Consider the following 23,639-nt stretch of genomic DNA (forward strand, 5'->3'; position numbering starts at 1 on the left):
ATCATATGAGAAAAATTAGTACATACTTTTTGACCTTATTATTATTTGCTGCCTGCAACAAAACAGATGACAAGCATAATGACGGCCAAATAAAAAAAAGTAAGGCAAAGGCCATTACTTCCTTTAAATTCACTGCTAACGATAATGATACATTAACTGAAGATATTAAAGCAGTAATAGACGAAGAAGAAAAAATGATAACAGCCGAGGCGCCTTCGGGCACAGACGTCAAGGCCCTGAAACCCAGCATGACCCTATCGGAAGGTGCAAAGGTATCCCCAAGAAACAAGGAAGCAAAAGATTTTAGCCAAGCTGTTGTCTATGCGGTCACCGCAGAAGACGGCACGGAAGTAGAATACACCGTGACCGTCACGATTCGAAAGTCCAATGCCAAGGAGATCACGTCCTTTGTGTTCCTGGCAGCTGATAACGAAGCCATTTCAGAAGATGTAAAGGCTGAAATCGATGAAGAGCAGAAGACAGTGACCGCAGAGATGCCTTTTGGTACGAACGTTACCGCGCTTAAGCCCAATATTGAATTAGCTACAGGTGCCACGGTTTCCCCAGATAATGGATCGGTGAAAGACTTTAGTGGGGCGGTGGAGTATACCGTTGCAGCTGAGGATAGTAGCACAACAATTTATACGGTTTCGGTCAATGTTGCATTAAGTGATAGGCAGGTATTGGTTGAACTGTACAAGGCCAACCCTGATAATACCCTTGATTGGGACCTTGAATATGAAGATATCTCATCTTGGGAAGGCGTTACCGTTGAGAATGATAGGGTAATTGAACTATTATTGAATGGAAAAGAACTCGATGGAGCAAACTTAAATGTTTTGCCAGCATCGTTAGGATACCTTCAGAACTTAGAGGTTTTAAATGTTGAAGGTAATTCATTGGTATCAATACCAAAGGAGATAGGTGATATAACAAACCTAAAGAGTCTTGATGTTTCAAGCAACTCCTTGACGGCTATCCCTACCGAAATTGGAAACTTGATAAACCTTACAACGATGTACTTTACCGATAACCGCTTAACTGCCATCCCTAAAGAAATAGGTAACCTAAAGAATCTTGAACAGCTCTATTTATCTAAGAATTCGTTAACCTCAATTCCCTCTGAAATTGGGAATCTGAGCAAAATGCTGGAACTAATATTATCAGAAAATGAGCTTAGTGCAATTCCAGATGAAATAGGTAATCTGATTAATATGAGCACTTTGTGGTTAAATGACAATTCTTTAACCACATTGCCGGCATCTATTGCAAACAATACCAATTTAGGGTGGTTGCAAATACAAAACAACCAGATTACCATAATCCCAAAATCTATCTGTGCAATGGATATTGCCTCTTTCACTAAAGATGCTACCGCAGAGTGCGAACAGTAGTACCCATTCAAAAAATTAAAAAATATCCCTACAATGAAAAAGATAAGCGCTTTATTCTTGAGCCTATTATTTTTGCTCGCTGCCTGCAGCAAAGACGACGACAATAACAACACTAAAAAAAGTGATGCGAAAGCCATCACAGGCTTTACGTTTGTAGCAGCGGATAATGATGCTCTGACTGAAGACGTCAAGGCCGAAATTGACGAAGACGAAAAAACGATAACAGCCAATGTACCTTCGGACACTGACGTCAAGGCCCTGAAGCCCACTGTCACGGTTTCGGAGAAAGCAACAGTCTCACCTGAGAACATAGTAGCAAAAGACTTTTCCGAAACTGTGGAATATACCGTTACCGCAGAGGATGGCAGTGAGGCCAAGTATGCCGTTACCGTTGCGGTGGCAAAGTCAGATGCTAAGCAGATTATGACTTTTTCTTTTTTGGCAAAAGACAACGATAGCTTATCGGAAGATATCGAGGGCGAGATTGGTGAAAGCAATCTGACGGTAAAGGTAGAGGTTCCTTTTGGTACAAAAACCTCTAAATTAGTACCAACGATTGTTACATCTTTAGGGTCCACGGTTTCCCCGGATAATGGAGCCGTGAAAGACTTTAGCGAGATGATAGACTATGTGGTAACGGCCGAAGATGGCAGTATAAACACATATACTGTTTCCGTGGTTACAAAAGGGCCTACGAATAGAGAGGTATTGATTGAACTCTACAATGTCAACCCCGACAATTCCCTTGATTGGGATCTTGACGATGAGAATATGTCTAACTGGGAAGGGGTTTATTCAACTGACAATATTGAGGTTGATAGCTTGATTTTCTTTGAAAAGAATTTGACAGCTTTAAACCCCGTAATCGGAAAGCTTTCCAATCTTTTGAAGCTGAATTTAGATGGCAATGACATAACCGAGCTGCCAAATGAAATAGGTGAGCTATCAAAACTAAAAGAACTATCAATTTCCGAAAATCAAATCAAGGACATACCAAGTACACTATGGAAGTTGACACAGCTTGAATCCCTATCTATGGGTGATAACTTCCTAACCGTAGTTGATGCGGATATTGGAAAGCTAGAAAATTTAAAATCTTTGTTGCTTTCAGGCAATCAATTTACCAACCTGCCAGATGAGATAGGAAATCTTTTAAACCTTAAATTCTTGTCCATTTTCAACGGTAAACTAGAGAATGTACCTAGTACCATTGGTAATTTAAACAAGTTAGAAGTTCTTTATCTAACAGGAAACCAACTGGTCAATATTCCTTCTGAAATAGGTAAGCTTACCAGCCTAACTACGCTATTCGTTGAACGCAACAAGTTGAACAGTCTACCTGTTGAGATTGAAAACTTACAAAACCTAGGAGATTTGCGATTGGGAGGCAACCTATTCACCAGTTTGCCAACTGAAATCGGCTCGCTCACAAACCTTCAAATCATATTGGCCAATAAAAATCTGTTGACCACAGTCCCTGCTTCTATTGGGAATCTTACCAAACTAAGAACATTATTGCTACAAGAGAATCAGCTTACGCTCATACCCAAGGAGATCTGTGATTTGAACATACCGAATTTTAGAATAGACACTACCGCCGAGTGCGAACAATAGCACCCATTCAAAAAACCAAAAAAATATTCCTACAATGAAAAAGATAAAAATTCTATTTTTAAGCCTATTTGTGCTCGCTGGGTGCAGCAAAGATGATGATGACAACGGTACTGCAAAGAGCAGTGCAAAGGCCATTACCGCCTTTGTGTTTACAGCTGCTGAAAATGATGCGCTTTCCGCTGATGTGAAAGCAGCCATAGATGAAGAAAAAAAAACGATTGCCGCAGAGTTCCCTAGCAGTACGGAGGTGACTGCCCTGAAACCCAGCATCACCCTATCGGAGGATGCAAAGGTCTCACCTGACAACAAAGCGGCAAAAGATTTTAGCCAAGCTGTTGCCTATACGGTTACCGCAGAGGACGGTACGGACGTAAAGTACACCGTTACCGTTACCGTTAGTGAATCGGACGCTAAAGCGATCACATCATTTCAGTTTTTACAAGAGGACAACGACGGTCTTTCAGAAAACATTGAGGCAGACATAGATGAAGCCGAAAAGACCGTTTTGGCCCGTGTCCCGTTCGGTACGGACGTTACCGCACTAAAACCTGTTATCGGGATTTCGGCAAGGGCGAGCATTGACCAAGAAGTAAAGGAAGCGGTTGATTTTAGCCAAGCCGTAACCTATACGGTCACGGCCGAGGACGGAACCAAAACAAGCTATACGGTTATAGTGGAAGTGTTAAAAAGCGACAAGCAAGTGCTGATCGACATTTTCAACGCCAACCCGGATAGTCGTCTTAATTGGACCCTGGATGGCGATATTGCCAACTGGGAAGGGATCACGGTTGAAAATGGAAGGATTGTGAAGATTTCCATAGCCTCTAAAAATATAATGGTATTGCCGTCTTCAATTGGGGACCTGACCCAGCTACGATCCCTAAGCTTTGATACTACTAACTTAACCACTTTGCCCGCTGAAATAGGCAAACTGCAAAGTTTGGAGTCTCTTAATCTTGGATGGAATGAATTTGAGGAAATTCCTGAAGAAATTGGGCAGTTGACCAATTTAAAAGAGCTTTATCTTGAATTTAATCCAGAACTCCAAGAACTACCCTCTTCCTTGGGAAATCTTATCAACCTGGAGACATTGACAGCTTATGAAACTGGACAAAAGGTGATGCCCAGTTGGATCGTTAATTTGGAAAACTTGGAATATTTAGATCTTAGTAAAAACACCATTGGGGTAATACCCAGTTGGGTTGGTAGTTTGAAAAAGTTGGATACGTTATATCTTGGGGATAATAAAATTAAAGTCTTACCTCCTGAAATAGGTAACCTTTCGGCACTTAGGGAATTAAGTTTATCTGAAAATGAATTAAAAGACCTCCCTCAGGAATTTGGTAACTTAACGAGTCTTTCTAGCCTGTATTTAGGTGAAAATTTATTTACTGAAATTCCTTCAGCTATTACCAAATTAAATACCCTTACGGATCTATCGCTTTATGACAACAAGATCGCTACACTATCCCTTGACTTTTTCAGTCTTACGAACCTTGATTATTTGAATTTGAGTGGAAACGCCCTGACAAGATTACCCGAAGAATTGGGCCAATTGTCCGAATTAGAGGTTCTTACTTTAAATGATAATAAATTGCCATCTGTTCCTGATGAAATAGGGGACCTTTCGGCGCTGAAGACCCTTTACCTGAACAATAACCAGCTAACCTATATTCCTGTCCGAATTGCCAATCTTACCCAATTGGAATACCTCTACATTCAGAACAATGATATAAGCTTAATATATGGGCCTATCTGTGATTTGAATTTAAAAGTGTTTCATAGGGACGATACCGTACAATGTAATTATGAATGAAAGACTTTAAGATGGTATTGGCGGATTTCAGTATTGTTGATACCGCAAAGTATAATAATCTGTAAAATTCAAATTTGAGATGAATAGAAAACTAAAGCTTTGCTGGGCATTGTTATCGGTTGGGCTGATAGGCTGCGATGTGGATGTGGACCTGGATTCCAAACCGGACTCAAAAGGAGAAATCACTATAAAGGCTTTTGGCGATAATGAAGATGGAAGCGTCAATTTGGGCGGGGAGTTTACGATAGAGGTCATAGGGACGGATTCGGACGGTGCAGAACACTTAACTGTGGACATTCCAACTTTGAATATAACATTTCAAAACTATGGTGGCCCAAAGGCTGATCAAGTGAAGGTCGACCATAGTTTCTTGGTGACCGAAATAGACAGAACGAGAGAAAGCATCATCAAAGTAACCCTTGAAGATAATGATGGGAATATTTACAGAAAAGGGTATCGATTTCAAATCAATCAAAATCAAAATTAAAAATAATAATATGAGAAATCAAAAAGTAAAGCTAGCTATAGCCATTGGGGCGTTAGTATTTAGTAGTACAAATTTTTACGGGCAACGTTTCCATAAAGGGAAGAAAACCTATCAATACACGAAAGATGGGGTCAATTATATTTCCGCCTCGTGGCGAGAAACCTTGCCAGAGCAGGAAATAACCAGTGAAATGCACGGAAACAGTGTTGGAAAAATTGTTTTTTCCAATGAAAAGATTCCGTTTAAAAATGAGGATGCCTCAAAAATAAAAACACGTTTGAACGTTAGTGACAACATTTATGGTAGAATGTACTTGATCTGCTCCATACCCAATGATACCCTTTACTCCAATTCTTCAAGGGACGGTGACAATAGAGAGGGATTGCAACTATTGACCAAGAAGAAAAAAGTATGGGTGACGCGCGGACATGATTATTATAGAGATGCCAGAGCTTCGTATAGGTTGTTTATCAATGGGGAGTTGTCGAGTTGGGCCATACAAAATGTAGAGTTCACCGAAGAATCGTTACACCATACAACGCGACAAGTCTGGTTGGCTCCCAAACCGGAGGATGAGCCAGTGTCCCGGTATTGGTTGCAAGAATTGGATAAACTACCTGAGGGTGAGCACCATGTTCGAATAGAGTACATTCCTGGCAATAGTAACGAACATATTATAAGACCCTTGGCCGCGGGCGAATTTACCTTAGTGAAAAGCGGAAATGCAACGGTATCTACAGGCATTAAGTATGCGGATCTTGATGAAGCCCGTAATGACCCCCAATTGGCCAAAGAAGTGATAAAGGTAATGGCCAAGGTTTATAAGGACAAAGGTTGGGATGGAACCCTGACAAAAGTTAAATTTAATACGGACTGGGAATCTTTTTGGTCTACCGCTTACGGTAAAACCTCCAGAGTGCGTGAAATTAGGTTTTATGCATATACAACACATCAAAGTGGTAAATGCATGGTTGAAGAGTTTACGGTAGGTCAGGCCTATAATGGAGGTGAATTTTCCGGACCGTTATTTTACAGAAGGGTAATACCAGGTAGTAAACAAAGAATTGATTGCGAGTAATCTTAAGAAACAAAAATAGCTATGAAAAAAGTTTATTTAGGCCAACTGCAAGAAATAATCTCAGAATTGGTTGAGAATGAACCTTTGTTTCTGATAATAATGGTACAGTTGTTATTGGTTCAAATAGTCGCTGTATTTTTTTTGATTAAAAACAATCCTCGGGTGAAAAGTGACTATGCCCAACTCAAGTCCCGCGTAGTTGCCAACATTGAACAAAACAAGATAACAAAGAAGTATAGTAATTCTGGACTTAGCGTTGAATTGGCAAAAGAATTGAAAACAAAGCTTCAATATTTAATGGACAGTGAAAAAACCTATTTAAACCCCGGGTTGAAACTGACTGATTTAGCTTCTAAAATTGGTATCTCGGCGCATATGACTTCCCAGTTGATTAATCAAGAATTTGGTGAAGACTTTAATAGTTATATAAATAGCTACAGGATAAAGGAAGTGATTTCCATTTTTAGAAAGGGGAAGTACGGCAGTATAAGTGAAGTGTTTTTTTATGTAGGATTCAATAATAAAACTACGTTTAATAGAGCGTTCAAAAAATATACAAAAAAGACTCCTTCAGAATTCATTGAAAGCCTGAACAGTAATGATAGCATATTATGGAAAATTTGAAATAAGCGTTTGTTGGTTATTTGGTTATGGTTGGTGACCACCTGGTTTTGTGATCGGGTGGTCATTTAGTTTCATTGACAAATTAAAAGATAGGGAGAGGACTGATTTACTAATTAACTGGATGTTTATATCGGTCGCGTCCTAAGGGCAAAAAACTTTTGCCCACCTGTTGTCTTTAAATAACTAAAAGCACTGATTTTAAAATATTTATAAACTTCGTTTTAATAAAAAAAAGTAGTAAGGAATCATCGGTGAATGGGTATCATCGTATAAAATTAACCTTAGCAGCCCAATTCTTGCCTTTTTTTTGTCAAAAATTTTGAGAAGTAGGGTGGTAGAGAGTCAATACGGAATAAATTGATGTAACTAACGGTTTTGTTCTCATTTTATGAAGTTTTTGAATTAGCTATCAGAGACAATCACCACTCTACTCTTTAAACAACAAACTCATAGTAATTTACTAACTAATTTTTTTATGAAAATCAAAAATTATTTCTTTTCAGTGTTTTTGATGTTGTCTTCTATGACAATATTAAACGCACAAAACAAGGTTCATACCGGGAAGGTAGTGGATCAAGACAGCAATCCGTTACCCGGCGTTAATGTCATCGTCAAAGGAACCTCTAACGGAACACAGACCGATTTTGATGGAAACTACAGTATAGATGTGGCCACAGGTCAGATTTTGATTTTTACTTACTTGGGGCAAAGACCTGAGGAAATTACCGTAGGATCATCTTTGATTATTGATGTGAGAATGGAGGAAGATGCCCAAGCGTTGAACGAAGTGGTGGTGGTAGGACTTGGACAAGTAAAGGATCCATCAAAACTTGCATACTCTGTTTCACAAGTAGACACGGATCAGGTATTGAAAGCTAACGAGGCAGATCTTATCAATGGTTTGGCCGGAAAATCTGCCGGTATTCAAATCAACAACTCATCTGGTTTGGCAGGGAGCTCTTCACGAATAGTAATTAGAGGGGTTTCATCGTTAAATTTTGGAAACGAACCTTTGTATATAATTGATGGGGTGCCTATTTCAAATACAGAAAATGATATTGATGCTTCAGACCCCGACCAGGCTTTGTTTTATGGAAGCACCGCAGGGGGATCTATCGATATCGCTCCAGACCAAATCAAAGATATCACCATACTAAAAGGAGCTGCTGCCTCAGCTATTTATGGTTCAAGGGCTGCCAATGGTGTTATTGTAATTCAAACAAAAAAAGGCATCAAGAATTCGGCACCCCAGGTATCTTTTCGCTCAGCCACAACCATGAGCAGTATTATTGCGCCAGAATTTCAAACAGAATATGCCCAGGGTAGCGATGGAGTATACTTTTCTGGAGAACCAGGTAGACAAACCTCGTTGAGCTGGGGGCCAAAAATCTCAGAATTGGATGTGCCTACGTATGAACGTTTTGATATTTTCCGAACAGGTATTACCTATGACAACAGTGTTAGTGTAAGAGGGGGCATGGACAAATCCTCTTATTTCACCTCATTTTCTGCGTACAATCAAAATGGGACTTTGGAAACAAGTAGTTTCGATAGGTATTCTTTTCTTATCAACGCCACACATAATATTTCCGAAAAGTTCAAACTGAATGCAAAAATGAACTATGTAAATAGTTTCAATGAAAGACCCTTTGAAGGGAACGGTCTAAGTTCCATTATGTGGACCGTTTCAGGAGCACCCATTACATACAACTTAAGACCTTCGGTAGATGGGGATGGAAACCAAAGACTCTACAGGACAAACAGGAACAACCCATACTTTATCCTAGATAATTCTGGCTCGGAGTATATCACAAATCGGTTTTTGCCCTCTTTGTCCCTGGAGTACAATGTTAACGATTGGATTAGCGTGAAGGGAACCGCAGGATTGGACTTTAGTTTAAACAATGGGAAGGTCTTTGAGAACAAAGGGCTATTGGGTACATTCAGTACAGGTAGATTACTACTTACCGATAGGAAGTCGCGTGACTTTAACGGAGAGCTTATTGTGACCCTCGATAAAGACTTCAGTGAAAAATTTACTGCGGACTATCTCCTTGGGGCAAATGTTTTTGACACTAAGGACTTTACAAGTTTTTCGCAAGGTTCTTCCTTTATCATTCCCAGTTTTTATGATCTTTCCAATGCCACGGCATTACTCACGGACGAGATCACCACAGAGAGGAGAATTGTTTCTTACTTTGGACAGGCCAACTTTGGGTTCAATGATTTTCTTTTCTTGACCCTTACAGGAAGAAACGACAAATCCTCCACCTTGCCCAAAAAGGACAACTCCTTCTTCTATTACTCAAGTAGTTTGGGGTTTGATATGGCCAAAGCTTTTGATTTGAGAAACTGGTTAGATCGAGCAATGTTAAGGGGCTCATATTCAAGGGTGGGAAATGACGCCCCGGCCTATGCGACAACTACAAATTATATAAAAGCTAACCCTAGTGATGGACAACATGGAAACATAGACTTTCCATTCAGGGGAGTTGGGAGTTATGTGCAAAGCGCTGTTGAAGGGAACCCGTTATTGACTCCAGAGTTTACCAATGAATTTGAAATAAGCGCGGACTTACAGTTTTTTAAGAACAGATTAGGTTTGGAAGTCAGTTATTATGATAGACGAAGTGAAGACCAGATATTTAATGTACCTCAAGCTGCGACAACGGGGTTCAATGCTAAGTTTGAAAACGCGGGGTCCATCCAGAACAAGGGTATAGAAGCTACATTGAGCATTACCCCAATACAAACCAAGGATTTTAGATGGGATGTAAATGTCAACTATTCCAAAAACGAAAGCGAAGTATTGAAATTGGCAGAAGGTGTTGAATCGGTAAGGCTTGCAGGATTTACGAATCCTGGCATATTTATAAGAAAAGGGGAGCCATATGGAGTTATTTGGACCACGCTTTACAAACGTAACGAAAGTGGGGCATTGCTGTTGGACGATAATGGTTATCCCATCCAAGGGGATGTTGGGAATGCGGGAAGTGTTCTTCCAAAATGGACCGGAGGGGCAACCACGAGTTTTGAATATAAGGGGCTTTCACTTTCTATGGTAATGGATGTGAGAATAGGGGGGAAAATAATTAACCTAGATGAGAACTATAATACTTACTATGGCACCTCAATTCTGACAGCTGACCGAGAAAAGGATGTGGTTATCAAGGGAATAAGGGAATCTGATGGCCAACCCAATACGGTAGCCATTAAAAAAGACTTTACATACTGGAACCAATACGCTCAATTGGAAGAGTTTGTTCAGAAAACGGATTTCATCAAACTTAGGAACGTCACTTTAGCCTATAATATGCCTAAAAAATCGTTGCAAAAGTTGGGGATTGGACTTAGTGGAGCCAGATTTGGTTTTTCAGGAAGAAACCTATGGATTAAAAAGCACGACTCATTTACAGGCGCAGATCCAGAACTAAGTCTATATGGGAGTGGAAATGGACAGGGCTTGACCAATTTTCAAATTCCAACGAACAAGAGCTATTCATTAACGTTAAATTTAACTTTTTAAGCATGAAAAATTTGTATTCAACATATTTAAAACCAAGCACTATACTGTTATTGGCTCTGCTATTACAGGGATGTTCGGATTATTTGGATGTCAATACTAATCCCGATTCTCCTTCTGATTACCAAGTTACAGAAGAAGTGCTATTGCCAGGAATACTTTCTGAGTTTTCTTACGAGTTGGTTGGAGGATATTTTGCAAGAACATCTAGCCTATGGACAGCACAAGTGGCCGTTACCGGAGAGAGCAGGGGTTTATCCACTTTAGTGCTCCAAGATACTGATGTAAACAACTCTTGGGAGTTTTCTCTATATACCAGTGTGCTAAAAAATGCCAAGCTCCTAGAGCAAAAGGCAGGAGTCAATCAAAACAAAGGCTACAGTGGGATCGCTAAGGTAATACAGGCATATGCCTTATCAATTACGGCAGATTTTTGGGGTGCTGCACCTTGGAGCCAAGCTTTTGATCCTAGTATCAGGAAGCCTAGTTTTGATAGCCAAGAAGAACTCTACTTGGTAATAGATACATTGCTTAAAGATGGAATTACTGAGCTTGGTGCGGCTTTGGAGTCATCAGAAACTATAGAAGGAGATATCCTCTATGGAGGCGACCTGTTAAAATGGGGCGAAATGGCTTATGCCTTAAGAGCAAGGTATGCCATGAGATTAATTTATGCCAAAGGACAGGGTCAAGCGGATTTGGCCATTGCGTATGTAGAGGAATCATTCTCTTCTAATGCCGACAATGCAAGTTTTGTTTTTGAGGATAAGGAGAGTGCTAACAACCCATGGGTTCAGTGGGAAGATAAATGGAACGATGTATTTATTAATAAATTCATGGTTGAATTGATGGAATCTTATCAGGACCCCCGTTTGATTGCCTTTGCATTGCAACAAACAGATGGCAACATTGTGGGTGGTGAAAATGGCACTGTAATTCAATTGAGTGCCACTTCCCAGGTCTCTATCCATACTGCAGTGGGTGCATTGAACGCCAACAAATACTTTGTGGAAAATGATTCTTCGGTAGATTGGATTTCCTTTGATGAACTCATGTTTATAGCAGCAGAGGGCTATTTGTTTAAAGGAGATTATGACAACGCTGAGTTGTTTATGAAACGAGGCATAAGGGCCAACTTTGAAAAGATTGCTTCCCAAGGAGTATTGATATTGGACGATACAGATATTGACGACTATTTGAACAACATAGTTTTTCCTACAACCTTGGAGGCAGGACAGAAAATGATCATTGAGCAAAAATATATCGCCGGTTTTTTGCAGATAGAGCCGTACAACGATTACCGAAGAACAGGGTATCCTGAGGTGCCATTGCCGGTAACAGCATTCAACAATCAAATTCCAGAAAGATTTCCTTACCCGACTAATCCAATTTTAAATAACACCGAAAATGTTCCGGATGTAGATTATGTATCGGATAAAGTTTGGTGGGATCAAAAGTAGTTTGATTTTACGATTTTAGCTTGAGTTGTTTAATCCCACCTTGTTAGGGTGGGATTTTTCTGTTATTTAAGTTGTTGGTTGGTGGATTTACATAATAAAATTGAAAAAAATAACTTTTTCACGACCAGAGCCCATGAACAAGGAATATTTTAGTTTTCGAAATTTATTTTATACTTATTTCCAGGAAATAGTTTCGAAGCTCTTAGTTACAAGTTTTTGGTGATTTCTAACTGGAACGACAAATATCAAAATACAAAACTAAAAAAAGAACACATGTCGAAAACAAAGTTTTGGAACCAATTAATACAGTTTACTATTGTAATTCTAGGCGTTTTGTTTTTAAGGGAGTACCTAAAAGAACAGTTGATTGAAAACAAGGTTATGGATTACGGCACCCTTATGATATTGGACGTTTGTGCAAACCTTGTTTTAATAGTTTTTTCAGTTTACCTAATAAAGAAAAATGAGCTGGTAAAACTTGCGGGTTTGGAAAAAGGTAGGATAGAAAAAGGGATTCTTTTGATATTTCCTTTGGTTTATCTTGTTCTGCTTAATTTAGTGTTTTTGGATGATATCATAACTTCGGACAATCTGTTTACAAATTGTTCCATCCTGGCCATCTATGCTATTTCAATAGGTTTTGCTGAGGAATTTAGTATTAGGGGTTTTTTACAAGCGCTTTTAATCAAACATTTTGGTGGTGCGCCAAAAAAGGTAAACATTGCGGTATTTGTCAGTGCTTTATTTTTTGGGCTGGTACACCTTGTGAAATTTGATAAAGGAATTTATGGCGAATTGTCGCAAGTGGCTTTTGCCACTTTTATAGGTTTTATGTTTGGAATGTTGCTTTTGATTACAAAGAGGTTGTACCCCATTATAGCTATTCATACTATTATAGATTTTGTGGCAAAAATGGACACTTTGGGGACACCAAATGAAGAGAAATTCACAGAACTTATGTCTTTGACCAATGCTTTGCTAATAGCAATTCTGGTTTTGCCCTGTTTTTTTTATGGAATTTTTCTAATGAAAAGATATAAGGTCTCGGCCCGCATCTAAAGACGGCTGCTGTTTTTCTCTAATACCTCAAATGATTCGATTATTAAGGGGTCAACATTGTTTTTTATATTTTTAGGCCTATTTAGCAACCTTATGTCCGGTTGTACGCCAATACCCTCAAGGTTTTTCATTTCAGCGGCAAAATATTGCTGATGTGACAAGGTTGCACGCCATTTGTTGGGCAATCTAAACCCATACATATCCGAAAAAATACCTTGTGTTCGATCTCCAATCAAAGTTACACGGGGAAGTTCTTTCATCATTAAGGCAAAAACATCCGCCGCGCTAGCGGTATAGTCACTGGCCAAAACAATCACAGGTCCTTTAAATTGGATCTTGCCCAAAGGTTTCAAATATTTTGTTCGTAACCTACTATAGGTGTTTTTTCCTTTTTTTCGCTGATGCTTATGATATGCAATGATTTTTTTACTAGTAAATCTTCCAGCAATTTTACGAGAGACCAGGTCAGTTCCACCTCCATTGGTTCTAATATCAATGATTACTCCTTTATTATGGCTGAAGGCTTTTACAGCATCATCTATGAACTTACCTAGCTCACCAAACTTAAAACCTTGCATCGCAGAAATTAACAAGTATCCGTAATCATCGGATACGGATAACCGCATAAGTTGACTTTTGGATACCTTGAAGTCCTAGAAGCCATTTTCTGTAAGGGTAGTTTTTGTGAATTCAAATAGTTGATAAATATTGGGCTGTGTTTACTTCGTTATTGGAAAATTTTTTGTTCAAATGCTTGGAGTTGCATCATCACTTATGCGGATAATATTTCCTCTTCTCTGAGAGATGAGATTTACGTGGCCATCATTGAGTTCCTTCAAATTCTTAGGGTAATATGGGCGCCATTCAACATATAATAACTTTTTGACTAATGTATATTGAAACGATCAAATACATTTAAGCACTCTTTGCTTGATTGAGCAAGGAGCTTTTATTTGTTTAACCTGTTTAAATATTTCTGGAGCTTTTACAAAGGGTAATTTGTTATTCTTTGAACCAGAAATACCCTGACATAATTGTAATAAAATTGCAAGGACCTGTTCTTTATTACATTCAATTGAAAACAAACATGATGCAAGCAATTACCCTATTTACCATTGTACTGACGCTGGTGCTGTCCGATGTTAACTGTAAAATCACTCAAGATCTCGGGTCCCAAGTACAAGAAGGGGTCGTCTATGCACTCCCTATTCTGAAATCAACAATCGATGGGAATCTGGACGATTGGCCCCAAACGATAAAATGGAACCCGATATCCAGACCTTTAAAGAACCCGGAAGCTGTAGATACTTCGCGTAAGGCAAGATTCAAGGTGGCTTATGATACAGATAGCAATAAATTGTTGGTGGCGGTAGAGTATTTCGATATGTATAGACTTGTAAGTGATTCCCTGTCCAATGCATCTCAAGACGTGCATATTCTATATGTGGACCAAGATCGGGATTTTGGAGGTTCAGCCGTTATGCATCACTACGCAAATGAGAGAATAGTAAAAACTGGGGATACGGACAATCCAAGGCTTAAGGAGGTCGAACCTTTAACATCAGCAAACATTATATCCAAAACTAGGCTCGAAGGAAATAAGGTCACTATTGAATACGAGGTAGAACTTACGGCTCCTATAAAGATAGGACACGCAGTAGGTCTAGGTCACTTGATTGTAGATTTTAACAAGGACAATACAAATGAGTACATTGTTTGGACAAAGGGAGGTTCCAAAAACTATACTTCTGAGAGTATGGGCACCCTAGTTTTTGCGGATATCGGTTATTTAGATAAAATGGGAAAGTTGCAAGGAAAGATCAAGAAACCCATCAATGGTGCATTTGAAATACCAAAATACCTAAGGATCAAATCGTTGGACAATGTTAAAAAATGGTTTGATGTGGTCGTGGACAGTATGGGCAAATATAGGGCACAACTTTCCTTGGGGAAATATACCATAATCCCATTTTCCAATTTCACAAGTAAAGGGGAACAGAAGAAGGCTACAGATATAAGATGGATTAAATGGGATAAGACTCTCTCATATTCAGAAGTGCTGGTGAAACGAAATGAAGAAGCTCAACTTGAAGGGCCAGAGTTGGATTTGAAAACTTTAAATGAGCCCAAATACCCCTTGTCATTGTTGCTCGATGAAAAAAATTATAATAAAACGGTGATAAAAGAAGAACTGGTACGCTATATGGAGTATTTTGAGATACCTGGTGTCAGCCTTGCGATAATAAAAAATGGTGAAGTTAAAGACACCTTGATTTTAGGAAAGGCCAATGCCTCCAACGGAACTCCTTTAAATGACAAGTCACTCTTTGAAGCGGCTTCAATTTCCAAACCTATCTTAGCTTTTGCCGTAATGCGGCTTGTTGACAAGGGCATCATCGATCTTGATGAACCATTGTATAAAACTTTGATACACCCTGATTTGGAGGAAGACCCTAACATGAAATTAATAACTGCTCGCCATGTTCTCAATCATACCACAGGTTTTCCTAATTGGCCTGGAGAAAACGCTAACAATAAGTTGTCGATCAATTTTACTCATGGGACAAGTTACAGTTACAGCGGAGCTGGATTTGAGTATCTAAAGGAAGTAATTATCATTAAGACAGACAGGGATATCTCATCAATCTTGAAGGAGGAGGTATTGGATGTTTTCAACATGAAAAACACTTACTTCGAAGAAAACGATTACCTAAAAGAACACAAGGTACATGGCCATCTGGATGGCAACCCTACCCGACGGGATTTTATGGAAAACGCCGAGGTTGCCTCTAGTATGCATATCAATGCTGCTGAACTTGCCAAGTTTTTTATCGGAATAAGAAATAGAAAAGGGTTACTTCCGGAAACTTATAATGCTTATCTGGAATTTGATACAAGGACCTATAGCGAATGGGAAGATAAGACTGGTTGGAAGAGCTGGATGGGCCTCGGAATATTTCTACAAAAAACACCTTTGGGAACAATTTTTGGACACAGCGGAAACAATGGAGATTTTACCTGTATTTCCGCTTACTTTGATAAACAAGATGTAGGTTTTGTATTGATGACCAATAGTAACAAGGGGGGTGTATTGTTGAACCTCTTGAACGTATGCTAGTATCTGGGAAAACATTGGGGCGCCAGTTTGAAAAGTTACAATAACTGATCTATATTATGAATAATTTATTTTTAGTGTGTTGCCTTACCGGTTACTTTTATTGTAGGGAGTTCAAATTTCCTATTATTTGGAGTTTTGCCGTTGCATTTGACATTAATGTAATAAGAAATTGGATTGAAATCGTATTTGCATTATCACGGGAACACTACTAAGTCTTGAGAAAACATCTAGCCCTCTTACAGCTTTTAGTGTTACATGTGCAGCCGGTGGCCAATGGTTTTGTCCTGCTGGAATTTTTGTTGAATCAAGACTATATAAAGGAATTTCTCTGTGTCAATAAAGACGATTGGAAACTTGCGTGTAACGGGAAGTGTTATTTGATGCAACAACTCAGTGCAACCCAAAACGAAAAAGAAGAAGAGTTTCCAATTTTATATCAAACCAAAATCGAGTTTATACTGGTTCATTTTCAAACTAAATCAAGCGAAATTATTTACTTTGTGAGCAAAAAAGAGGAACCACCTGCTTGTATAAATGACTATGTGTTCCTTCTTGAATATGAAATTTTCCATCCCCCGATAATTTAATTGTATCGATTAATATTTACAAAGTAGCATCATTGGGAAATGATAGCTACAACATTCTTATGTCTAGAGATAGACCTTTCAATTAAATTATAATTCAAATATGAACAGAATTACAGTTATTGCCCTATGGGCATGTCTCGGTGTGCAAGTATCTCTCGCACAAAGTATAAACGGGACAATTACAAATACCAAACAAGAATCAGTTCCAAATACAAACATTTCGGCATTAAATACCGGCCTTGGAACTGTAACTGACAACAATGGGAAGTACACTTTGCCCATCAAGAAAGGGAAATACACTTTAGAAATCAGTGCCCTGGGTTATGCTACGATTACAAAAGAAATATCTGTCGAAGATGAAAACATGACGGTTGATATAAGTTTGAGTTCAAGCAATGAGGCTCTAGACGAAGTGGTTGTATATGCACAAAAGAAAGAGCAAAATCTTCAAAAGGTTCCTGTGGCCATAACAAGTTTAAATGCAAAAAGAGTGGAAGAAACTCGCTCATGGAAATTGGAGGATATGGTTGGGATCATACCAAATTATTCTTATAGCGAATTGGGTGTGGGCTTCCAGCAAGTACAGAGTATCAGAGGTATACAGGTTTTTAGCGAAAACCCGGCCATTGCAACATATGTGGATGGTGTGAATAGCCTCGATATTGCTTCTGGAGGATTCCAGTTTATGGATATTGAACGTATTGAAGTACTACGTGGTCCGCAAGGTACATTGTACGGAAGAAACGCATTGGGAGGTGTTGTAAACATAACAACCAAGAAACCAACAAATACTCAGTCTGTATTTTATGAGAGTAGCATAGGAAATCTGGGATTGCAACGCCATGGGCTAGGTTTGAAAACCCCTTTAATAAATCACAAACTTTTTTTAGGTCTTGGTGGACAATACCAATATAGAGATGGGTTCTTAACCAACTCCAATGAGGACAAGGTCTCTACTGTTTTAGGAAGCAATGGTCGCCGAGTTGGGGATGAAGAAAGCTTTTATGGTAATTTGTTTTTGAAATGGCTGCCAAATGAACTTTGGGATGTCACTTTAAACTTAAAAACTCAAGTTGACCAAAGCGATGCCAGTGCTTTTTTTGTATCTGTTCAAGATGATAAATTGGCCTTAGAAAATCCAGATAACATTTTTCTTGGAAGGGTTGGTGAGCACGGACGAAACCTTTTGAACACAGCTATGGTCACCAACTATAAATCAAATAAGTTTAAATTGTCTTCTGTTTCGGCGTACCAACGGGTTGGTATACGATTTGATGACATTGATTTTTTCTCCTTAGCCGGGGGACAAGTATTCGCAAGCTATAACGATGGACAAGTTGGGGTTTTCAACAGACCACAGGAAGTTTTCTCGCAGGAGTTTCGGATTTCTTCTGAAAACAAGAATGACAAACTTAATTATACGGCTGGAACCTATTATTTCAATCAGACAAATTACGAACCCTCTACAAACTCAGCACGTATCATAAATGAAAGGACTTTAGATGTTTTAAGTTCCATTGGTAAAAACAATGGAATTGCAGTATTTGGTGAGGTGAACTATTCACTTTCCGAATCGCTAATTGTAACAACTGGATTGCGCTATGAAAGTGAAAACCGGAAACTTGTTTTCAGCCGATTTAATGATGAGAATGGAACTGTTACGTTCACTTCTCCAAGAATGGAAGAAAGGGGTAATTATAATGCGTTATTGCCAAAATTCGCACTGGCATACCGGGTAGATAAAAATATAAACCTATATGCTAGGTATACCAGAGGTTTTAGAGCAGGTGGAATCAATGGAAACGTGCTCCCAGAAAGTGTTTCGCAGAGTTTTGATCCAGAATTCTCCAATAACTATGAACTTGGTTATAAATCGGATTGGTTCAATAAAAGACTAAGATTGAATATTGCCGCATTTCATATAGATTGGAAGGACTTGCAGTTTTTTAATTCCTTTGGAAACTTGGTGTTTGCCAGAACCAATGTTGGTGACGCGCGGTCAACGGGATTGGAAATAGAAGTCATGACAATTCTTATTAAAGGGTTACAGCTTGAAACAGGTTTTGGTTTCAACGATTCAAAGTATAAGGATTTCGTGCTTTCACGAGATGTTCTTAATGTGAATACAGGAACTGTTGAAACCATTCTTTACGATGTATCTGGGAACCAACTTTCCAATGCGCCAAAGCATACCCTATTTCTGGCCACTCAATATCAATTTTCACTAGGCAAAGATTTTAAGTTTTCCCTTCGTGGAGAGTTTAAAAATATTGGGCAACAATACAGCGATATACAAAATGACTTGGAAATTGGTGATTACAATCTATTCAATACTTTGATAAGCATCTCCAATGACAACTATAGTTTGTCTTTCTGGGGGCGCAATCTTAGCGATGAACGTTTCATCCAGTATGGTTCAGCGGATACAAGTTTTGGACGTAGCAGTAGAATATCGGCACCAAGAACTTATGGAATGACATTAAATTTAAAATTCTAAGAGAATGAAAAAAATTTTATTGGCGATGAGCACTTTACTTGGGATACTTAGTTGTGGAAATCAGAAAACAGAAATTGAGCGCTCTCAATTCACGCATGAAGAATTGATGCTGGCTGTTGCCCCAAAATCACATAGCATTAAAAAGATTGGTATCCTAGTCTATGATGGTGTAAATAGTCTGGATGTTTTTGGCCCACGTTATGTGTTGGGTCAGATAATGGGTGTGGATATGATACTGATTGCTTTAAAATCCGGGAATGTCAAAACTGTAAAGGGTGTAGAGTTTGTGCCCAATACTACAATTTCCCAGGTAGACAGTCTTGATATTTTGGTTGTTCCAGGTGGTTTCAAAGGAACATTAGAGGTCGCCTATAACCCTGAAGTTCAAGAATGGATACGTAAAGTGGACAAAACAACTACATACACTGCAAGTGTTTGTACTGGTGGTTGGATTTTGGGTAGTACAGGACTATTGAAGGGAAAAAGGGCAACAACAAATTGGTATGATGCTGAAAAAATGCTTGCCAAATATGGCGCTGAATTTTCCAATGAACGTTTTACAAATGATGGAAAATATTGGACTTCTGCCGGAGTAACTGCAGGAATGGATATGTCCCTGGCTTTATTGGCAGAAATAGCGGGCAGGAGTTATGCGCAGGGTGTAATGTTGGATATGGAATATGACCCTACTCCACCGTTTGAAGGAGGTAGTCCAGAAAGTACACCTTCGGAGATTTTACAGTTTATGACCTTAATGTACAAAGCAGGTATAGATCCTGTGCTAACCCGGATGGAAAATGGGAAAACCCATATAGTTGATTAGAATGAGTTGAAGCTAAAGACTAAAATCAGGAAAGGTATGATAAGGCTTAAATCACTCAAATGGAGATTCCCATTTGACTAATGTTACATTTATTGGTGGTAATGGCCACATCACGAAAATAAGGATTTTTTGACGATAGAAAAGGGAAATTCGATCGCTCTTATTGGAAATCTTATATCATGAAAAAGCTTTTTTTTTATTTGTGTTTCCTCTTCCTGATTTTGTCTTGTAGCAAAATTCAACCGGTTGAAACTAATCAAACAGATGGTGCAGATACACCCTCTTTGAGTTGCGACTGCGAACAATTGTATGGTGGGTCCAGTAAGCCCAAGGTAATAAACATCGATGGCGGTAATGATTCGATAAATGCTTTGGCAATCAACAATAAAGTAAGCGACTTTGAAATAGCCCATTTGCAGATTGAAAACGTTGAACTGGGAATACATATTTTAAACAAACCAGGGTGCGCTACCTCATCACAATTTCCTGAATGGGAAATGAAAAACATAATTATTCATAATAACCTTACTCAAAATATCGGGAATGAGGGATTGTACATAGGGTATTCCAAATTTTTACAGCCAGTTGCGTTGAATTGTGATGGTTCTTCCATCAGTCGATTTTGCCCAGTAATTAAGAATATCCACATATATAACAATATTGTTGAGAATTGCGGATGGGATGGGTTGCAAGTTAGTTATGCAACGGGTGGAGCCAAAATATTCAACAATGTCATTAATGCAACAGGACTGAAAAACAAACCTACCCAAAGAGCAGGTATCGTTGTAGGAGGGGGCACCAGAGGAGATGTTTATGTACTGTACTTGGCGATGGCATTGATGTTTTTGGGATAGAAGACGTGAGAGTGTTCAACAACATAATCGTTGATACCAATAATGGAATTTTCATAGGTAATAATGAATTGCATCGACCGGGAGCGGACTTCAAGGTGCTTAACAATACCATAATCTATGCCGCTATACACGGTATTCGGATGAACCACAAATCAAGCTTGAACAATGAATTCGTTAACAATATTATTGGTTTAACACAACAAAGACGGATCTATTACGTGGATAAGCACATTGCAGAAAATACGTTCGAAATCACCAACCTTGCGGTTGAAAGTTTAGAAGAGGTCATTATCGATGGGACACCAATAACTTATCCAGGAATTCCCTAGCTGTCAACGCGGGTGCAACAATTAAAGGTTTTGAATTTGATTTCTATGGTAAAAGTAGGGATAGGGATTTTGATATAGGGGCCGTCGAATATCAGTTTGATTAGGTCTTTGCGAAAATTAAGTACTTTTTGACCAAGACACAACCATATATGAGTCATAGCTTCGCTTATGAAAAAATCGACTACCTTTTTATCATCTAGACACATTAAATGACTCATGAAAAGAATAAGTAATTGCATAAAAAGTGGTTTTGTCCTTGGCCTTACAAGCTTTTCGGTATTGGTGTTTAGTTCAATAAATGCACAAGAAAAACGGACAAATCTGGCTGAAAAATATACACATGTACATAAAAGTTTTGAAAAGGCTACTTGTCCAATTCCGCGGGACAACATCAAGCACTTCGTTTATTTCTCCAGAGATAGAGAATCGCTGAAAGAACATATGTTTTTGTCCAGTCCACGATTCGAGGGCGCTCAAATAATGTATTCTTGGAGACAGCTGGAGCCAATAAGGGATGGTTACGATTTTTCCATCATTAGGGATGATATTGCTTATCTAAAACAACACGACAAGAGCTTATTCATTCAATTACAGGATGCAACTTTTAATCCAAACTATAAAGCAATTCCCAATTACCTGCTGGCTCAAGAATTTGATTGGGGAGCTACTCGGCAATATAATGATAATGATGAACCTGAAGGTTGGGTCTCCAAAAGATGGAATGAAAGTGTACAAAATCGATTTGCTCTGCTGTTAAAAGCCTTGGGCAGAGAATTTGATGGTATTATTAGGGGGATAAATCTGCAGGAAACGTCCATTGGGGTTAATCAAGAAATTGACCAAAGCTTTACCCAAGAGGCTTATTTAAAGGGGTTAAAGAAGAATATGTTGGCTATGAAGAAAGCTTTTCCAGAATCAATTACTTTAATCTATGCTAATTTTATTCCGGGAGAATGGCTTCCTTTTAAAGATATGGGTTATTTGAAGGAAATATATCGTTATGGAGAGGATATTGGTGTTGGACTAGGTGCACCAGATTTAATGCCAGACAGGAAAGGACAGCTGAACCATGCTTTGGCATTGATGCACGAAGGACAGTATTCAGTGCCCTTGGGCATTGCGGTCCAGGATGGAAATTATATAGGGAAAACCGGATCGGACTTCGATTATGAAGAAGGTTTGGACTATGGTGAAAGTACTAGAAAAAACCGAGTCCCTATGCTTCATGCTTTTGCCAAGTATTTTCTGAACATTGATTATATTTTTTGGTCGAACCAATTCCCTTACATCGAGGAGGATGTTTTAAGCTGCTTCAATTAATGTATAATACTTTAGTTGACCATTAGTCATTTTAAAACATTCGATAAATATTTTTTTGGAACCGAAAAAACGTACTTGTTATGTGGATTGTTCTCCTTAGAAAAGTTCTACTAAACTGTGGGTTAGAAGCTATCAATATAACATCTTGCGTATCCCCAATGTATATACATATACATGTGTTTTTGTATTCATGTTTCACGGTGGGTCATTAAACATCGTAACATGGCTAATTGTTATTTGTTTTTCTGCATCACCATTTATGCACACTTAATATTATTAAAATCAATTAGCTATAAAATGGCAATGAACGATATATCAAGAATAGTAGATCAAGGCTTGTCTAACAAACACCACATCCCATCATGTTTTTTTCTTATTAAAAAAGATTTTTTGACGATACTATATAACAAATGAGCATTAGCTTGCGTGTTTTATTAAATTTTATATTAACCGAAAAAGGATGAACAAAATGCTTAAAATGAAAAAATACGGATTAACTGCTATAGTCTTAATTAATTTTTTTTTAATGCAATCACAAACAAAGGGGGATTTAATTGTAGACCCTTACAGAAAACCAAATGAAATAAAACTAAATGTGACCAGGCCAATTTCTGGTGCATTTGAATTAATTTATGAGAGAAACATAAATAAGAAATCGTCTTTCGGAGGGAGTATTTTTGCACCCTTTAATCAAAAAAAATCAAAAAATGATATAGATGTCAATTATTTTATCACAACATATTATAGAAGGTATTTTGGAAAAAAATATGCATCCGGCTTTTTTCTTGAAGGATTTGGAATGTTGACTTCGATTGATGGAAAACAATTAATTGATTCAAACGGTAATTTAACGAATATGGAGGGTTCAGATGTACTCGATGTTGCTGCCGGTGTTGGACTGGGATATAAGTGGGCTACCAAAAGTGGATTTGTATTTGAGGGCAACATAGGTCTAGGTAAACTTTTATTTAATGCTAAAGACACCGATCACGACAGTGTTTATAGACTAGGCCTAAGTGTAGGTTACAGATTTTAGATATTGGTTTAATTTTTTAT

General features: G+C 38.5%; 19 protein-coding genes. 18 read left to right on the plus strand and 1 reads right to left on the minus strand.

Annotated elements, in window-relative coordinates:
* Nucleotides 1-5 precede the first annotated feature (5 nt).
* The 9 genes from BUA60_RS07270 to BUA60_RS07310 all read left to right on the plus strand — a co-directional run bounded on the left by BUA60_RS07270 (nucleotide 6) and on the right by BUA60_RS07310 (nucleotide 13,055).
* Nucleotides 6-1,394, plus strand: a complete 1,389-nt coding sequence (locus BUA60_RS07270; RefSeq protein WP_072861098.1) for a leucine-rich repeat domain-containing protein — start codon at nucleotides 6-8, stop codon at nucleotides 1,392-1,394.
* Between the two features lie 33 nt (nucleotides 1,395-1,427).
* Nucleotides 1,428-3,008 (plus strand): leucine-rich repeat domain-containing protein, encoded by a 1,581-nt coding sequence (locus BUA60_RS07275; protein ID WP_072861099.1) that lies wholly within the window; start codon nucleotides 1,428-1,430, stop codon nucleotides 3,006-3,008.
* A 34-nt stretch (nucleotides 3,009-3,042) separates the two neighbouring features.
* Nucleotides 3,043-4,824 carry a leucine-rich repeat domain-containing protein gene (locus BUA60_RS07280; protein ID WP_072861100.1) on the plus strand — a complete coding sequence of 594 codons (1,782 nt, stop codon included), beginning with the start codon at nucleotides 3,043-3,045 and terminating at the stop codon, nucleotides 4,822-4,824.
* Nucleotides 4,825-4,903: 79 nt separating this feature from the next.
* On the plus strand, nucleotides 4,904-5,311 hold the full coding sequence (locus BUA60_RS07285; RefSeq protein WP_072861101.1) for a hypothetical protein: 408 nt from the start codon (nucleotides 4,904-4,906) through the stop codon (nucleotides 5,309-5,311).
* A gap of 10 nt (nucleotides 5,312-5,321) precedes the next feature.
* A complete protein-coding gene (locus tag BUA60_RS07290; protein ID WP_072861102.1) occupies nucleotides 5,322-6,389 on the plus strand; it encodes a hypothetical protein in 1,068 nt (355 codons plus the stop codon).
* A gap of 21 nt (nucleotides 6,390-6,410) precedes the next feature.
* A complete protein-coding gene (locus BUA60_RS07295) occupies nucleotides 6,411-7,013 on the plus strand; it encodes a helix-turn-helix domain-containing protein (protein ID WP_072861103.1) in 603 nt (200 codons plus the stop codon).
* A 475-nt stretch (nucleotides 7,014-7,488) separates the two neighbouring features.
* Nucleotides 7,489-10,539, plus strand: coding sequence for a SusC/RagA family TonB-linked outer membrane protein (locus tag BUA60_RS07300; protein ID WP_072861104.1), 3,051 nt, complete (start codon nucleotides 7,489-7,491; stop codon nucleotides 10,537-10,539).
* Between the two features lie 2 nt (nucleotides 10,540-10,541).
* Nucleotides 10,542-11,996, plus strand: a complete 1,455-nt coding sequence (locus BUA60_RS07305; RefSeq protein WP_072861105.1) for a SusD/RagB family nutrient-binding outer membrane lipoprotein — start codon at nucleotides 10,542-10,544, stop codon at nucleotides 11,994-11,996.
* Between the two features lie 273 nt (nucleotides 11,997-12,269).
* A complete protein-coding gene (locus tag BUA60_RS07310) occupies nucleotides 12,270-13,055 on the plus strand; it encodes a CPBP family intramembrane glutamic endopeptidase (protein WP_072861602.1) in 786 nt (261 codons plus the stop codon).
* Here the strand turns inward: BUA60_RS07310 and BUA60_RS07315 are convergent.
* Entirely contained in the window at nucleotides 13,052-13,681 is a 630-nt protein-coding gene (locus BUA60_RS07315; protein ID WP_084532527.1) for a S41 family peptidase, read from the minus strand. The genes BUA60_RS07310 and BUA60_RS07315 overlap by 4 nt on opposite strands.
* A 461-nt stretch (nucleotides 13,682-14,142) precedes the next feature.
* On the opposite strand from BUA60_RS07315, the gene BUA60_RS07320 reads away from it, so the two are divergent.
* The 9 genes from BUA60_RS07320 to BUA60_RS07360 all read left to right on the plus strand — a co-directional run bounded on the left by BUA60_RS07320 (nucleotide 14,143) and on the right by BUA60_RS07360 (nucleotide 23,619).
* Complete coding sequence (locus BUA60_RS07320; protein ID WP_143153143.1) at nucleotides 14,143-16,173, plus strand: serine hydrolase domain-containing protein; 2,031 nt, start codon at nucleotides 14,143-14,145, stop codon at nucleotides 16,171-16,173.
* Nucleotides 16,174-16,388: 215 nt separating this feature from the next.
* Nucleotides 16,389-16,760 (plus strand): hypothetical protein, encoded by a 372-nt coding sequence (locus tag BUA60_RS07325; RefSeq protein ID WP_072861108.1) that lies wholly within the window; start codon nucleotides 16,389-16,391, stop codon nucleotides 16,758-16,760.
* Between the two features lie 100 nt (nucleotides 16,761-16,860).
* Nucleotides 16,861-19,257, plus strand: coding sequence for a TonB-dependent receptor (locus BUA60_RS07330; protein WP_072861109.1), 2,397 nt, complete (start codon nucleotides 16,861-16,863; stop codon nucleotides 19,255-19,257).
* A 4-nt stretch (nucleotides 19,258-19,261) separates the two neighbouring features.
* The gene (locus BUA60_RS07335; RefSeq protein ID WP_072861110.1) at nucleotides 19,262-20,080 is read left to right on the plus strand and encodes a DJ-1/PfpI family protein; all 819 of its coding nucleotides are present in this window, start codon (nucleotides 19,262-19,264) and stop codon (nucleotides 20,078-20,080) included.
* Between the two features lie 179 nt (nucleotides 20,081-20,259).
* Nucleotides 20,260-20,934: a hypothetical protein gene (locus BUA60_RS07340; RefSeq protein ID WP_072861111.1), complete on the plus strand. Its 675-nt coding sequence runs from the start codon at nucleotides 20,260-20,262 to the stop codon at nucleotides 20,932-20,934.
* 11 nt (nucleotides 20,935-20,945) lie between these two features.
* Nucleotides 20,946-21,263: a hypothetical protein gene (locus tag BUA60_RS07345; RefSeq protein ID WP_072861112.1), complete on the plus strand. Its 318-nt coding sequence runs from the start codon at nucleotides 20,946-20,948 to the stop codon at nucleotides 21,261-21,263.
* Between the two features lie 20 nt (nucleotides 21,264-21,283).
* A complete protein-coding gene (locus tag BUA60_RS23490) occupies nucleotides 21,284-21,367 on the plus strand; it encodes a hypothetical protein (protein WP_394333318.1) in 84 nt (27 codons plus the stop codon).
* Nucleotides 21,368-21,479: 112 nt separating this feature from the next.
* A complete protein-coding gene (locus BUA60_RS07355) occupies nucleotides 21,480-22,583 on the plus strand; it encodes a hypothetical protein (RefSeq protein WP_072861114.1) in 1,104 nt (367 codons plus the stop codon).
* A 478-nt stretch (nucleotides 22,584-23,061) separates the two neighbouring features.
* Nucleotides 23,062-23,619, plus strand: coding sequence for a DUF3575 domain-containing protein (locus BUA60_RS07360; protein WP_072861603.1), 558 nt, complete (start codon nucleotides 23,062-23,064; stop codon nucleotides 23,617-23,619).
* Nucleotides 23,620-23,639: the final 20 nt, after the last annotated feature.

The sequence above is a fragment of the Arenibacter palladensis genome (genome assembly GCF_900129275.1).
Lineage (GTDB): Bacteria > Bacteroidota > Bacteroidia > Flavobacteriales > Flavobacteriaceae > Arenibacter > Arenibacter palladensis.